Below are 3,272 nucleotides of genomic sequence, written 5' to 3'. Positions count from 1 at the left end.
AGACTGCTTTGAAACTTATGAACGGCACAAACGCTAATACTCAGGTCCTATAGCCTACAGCGTTATAGGATCAAGCGACTAAGTGCATATGGTGGATGCCTTGGCGATCACAGGCGATGAAGGACGTAGTAGCCTGCGAAAAGCTACGGGGAGCTGGCAAACAAGCTTTGATCCGTAGATGTCCGAATGGGGAAACCCACTCCGTAAGGAGTATCCCTGGCTGAATACATAGGCCAGTGGAAGCGAACCGGGTGAACTGAAACATCTCAGTAGCTCGAGGAAAAGAAATCAACCGAGATTCCGAAAGTAGTGGCGAGCGAAATCGGAAGAGCCTTTACGTTTTAGCACGCAAGATAGTCGAACGGAATGGAAAGTCCGGCCGTAGCAGGTGATAGCCCTGTAGGCGAAATCTTGTGTGTGGAACTAAGCGTAAGAAAAGTAGGGCGGGACACGTGAAATCCTGTTTGAAGATGGGGGGACCATCCTCCAAGGCTAAATACTCGTGATCGACCGATAGTGAACCAGTACCGTGAGGGAAAGGCGAAAAGAACCCCGGAAGGGGAGTGAAATAGATCCTGAAACCGTATGCATACAAACAGTAGGAGCCTCCTTGTGGGGTGACTGCGTACCTTTTGTATAATGGGTCAGCGACTTACATTCAGTGGCAAGGTTAACCGAATAGGGAAGCCGTAGCGAAAGCGAGTCCGAATAGGGCGATTCAGTCGCTGGGTGTAGACCCGAAACCAGATGATCTATCCATGGCCAGGTTGAAGGCACGGTAACACGTGCTGGAGGACCGAACCCACTAATGTTGAAAAATTAGGGGATGAGCTGTGGATAGGGGTGAAAGGCTAAACAAATCTGGAAATAGCTGGTTCTCTCCGAAAACTATTTAGGTAGTGCCTCAAGTATTACTGCGGGGGGTAGAGCACTGTTATAGCTAGGGGGTCATGGCGACTTACCAAACTATGGCAAACTCCGAATACCCGCAAGTACAGCTTGGGAGACAGAGCACCGGGTGCTAACGTCCGGACTCAAGAGGGAAACAACCCAGACCGCCAGCTAAGGTCCCAAATTATCGCTAAGTGGGAAACGAAGTGGGAAGGCATAGACAGTCAGGAGGTTGGCTTAGAAGCAGCCATCCTTTAAAGAAAGCGTAATAGCTCACTGATCGAGTCGTCCTGCGCGGAAGATGTAACGGGGCTAAGCGATAAACCGAAGCTGCGGGTGTGCACTTTGTGCACGCGGTAGGAGAGCGTTCTGTAAGCCTGCGAAGGTGGCTTGTAAAGGCTGCTGGAGGTATCAGAAGTGCGAATGCTGACATGAGTAGCGATAAAGGGGGTGAAAAGCCCCCTCGCCGTAAGTCCAAGGTTTCCTGCGCAACGTTCATCGGCGCAGGGTGAGTCGGCCCCTAAGGCGAGGCAGAGATGCGTAGCTGATGGGAAGCTGGTTAATATTCCAGCACCGTCGTACAGTGCGATGGGGGGACGGATCGCGGAAGATCATCAGGGTGTTGGATGTCCCTGTTGCTGCATCGAAGATGGCGCTTAGGCAAATCCGGGCGCGTAAATCAAGGGTGTGGCACGAGCGAGCATTGCTTGCGAAGTGATTGGAAGTGGTTCCAAGAAAAGCCTCTAAGCTTCAGCTGTACGAGACCGTACCGCAAACCGACACAGGTGGACGGGATGAATATTCCAAGGCGCTTGAGAGAACTCAGGAGAAGGAACTCGGCAAATTGATACCGTAACTTCGGGAGAAGGTATACCCCGGTAGTGTGAAGCGCCTGCGCGCTTAGCATGATGGGGTCGCAGAGAATCGGTGGCTGCGACTGTTTATTAAAAACACAGCACTCTGCAAAGACGAAAGTCGACGTATAGGGTGTGACGCCTGCCCGGTGCCGGAAGGTTAAGTGATGGGGTGCAAGCTCTTGATCGAAGCCCCGGTAAACGGCGGCCGTAACTATAACGGTCCTAAGGTAGCGAAATTCCTTGTCGGGTAAGTTCCGACCTGCACGAATGGCGTAACGATGGCCACACTGTCTCCTCCTGAGACTCAGCGAAGTTGAAGTGTTTGTGATGATGCAATCTACCCGCGGCTAGACGGAAAGACCCCATGAACCTTTACTGTAGCTTTGCATTGATCTGTGAACCGGCCTGTGTAGGATAGGTGGGAGGCTTTGAAGCGTGGTCGCTAGATCACGTGGAGCCATCCTTGAAATACCACCCTGGTTTGTTTGCGGTTCTAACCTTGGTCCGTTATCCGGATCGGGGACAGTGCATGGTGGGCAGTTTGACTGGGGCGGTCTCCTCCCAAAGTGTAACGGAGGAGTTCGAAGGTACGCTAGGTACGGTCGGAAATCGTGCTGATAGTGCAATGGCATAAGCGTGCTTGACTGTGAGACTGACAAGTCGAACAGGTGCGAAAGCAGGACATAGTGATCCGGTGGTTCTGAATGGAAGGGCCATCGCTCAACGGATAAAAGGTACTCTGGGGATAACAGGCTGATACCGCCCAAGAGTTCATATCGACGGCGGTGTTTGGCACCTCGATGTCGGCTCATCTCATCCTGGGGCTGTAGCCGGTCCCAAGGGTATGGCTGTTCGCCATTTAAAGAGGTACGTGAGCTGGGTTTAAAACGTCGTGAGACAGTTTGGTCCCTATCTGCCGTGGGCGTTGGATACTTGACGGAGCCTGCTCCTAGTACGAGAGGACCGGAGTGGACGTACCTCTGGTGTACCGGTTGTCATGCCAATGGCATTGCCGGGTAGCTAAGTACGGAAGAGATAACCGCTGAAGGCATCTAAGCGGGAAACTCGTCTGAAGATAAGGTATCCCGGGGACTTGATCCCCCTGAAGGGTCGTTCGAGACCAGGACGTTGATAGGTCGGGTGTGGAAGCGCAGTAATGCGTTAAGCTAACCGATACTAATTGCCCGTGAGGCTTGATCCTATAACACTGATGGTTATGACCTGGTGATATAGCGTTCCAAGTGTCGTTCAATACAAAATCTGGCTGCACCGTCGGCAGCCAGCCAACACCAATTACACCCCACCGTGCGTGATCATCGAGTCTGACTCTGATCGCCACGCGTTGTGTTTCTTCCAAGATTGGAGCAGTTGCCTAACCGCAGCCGCTCAACCAGTTACGCTTGACGACCATAGCGAGTTGGTCCCACTCCTTCCCATCCCGAACAGGACAGTGAAACGACTTTGCGCCGATGATAGTGGACGGACGTCTGTGAAAGTAGGTCATCGTCAAGCTTTTATTCCGCA

Annotated in this window: 2 rRNA genes; both read left to right on the top strand. The window is 52.4% G+C overall.

The window, feature by feature from the left end:
- The first annotated feature begins 68 nt into the window (after nt 1-68).
- Nucleotides 69-2,949 (top strand): 23S ribosomal RNA (locus tag AC1RHV_RS31080).
- 198 nt (nt 2,950-3,147) lie between these two features.
- A 5S ribosomal RNA gene (gene rrf / locus AC1RHV_RS31075) occupies nt 3,148-3,260 on the top strand.
- The last annotated feature ends 12 nt before the right edge of the window (nt 3,261-3,272 follow it).

This window comes from Achromobacter sp. GW823-FHT04E03, from assembly GCF_058796095.1.
Note: the sequence above shows the minus strand (reverse complement) of the source record. Positions and strands in the feature narration are given on the sequence as shown.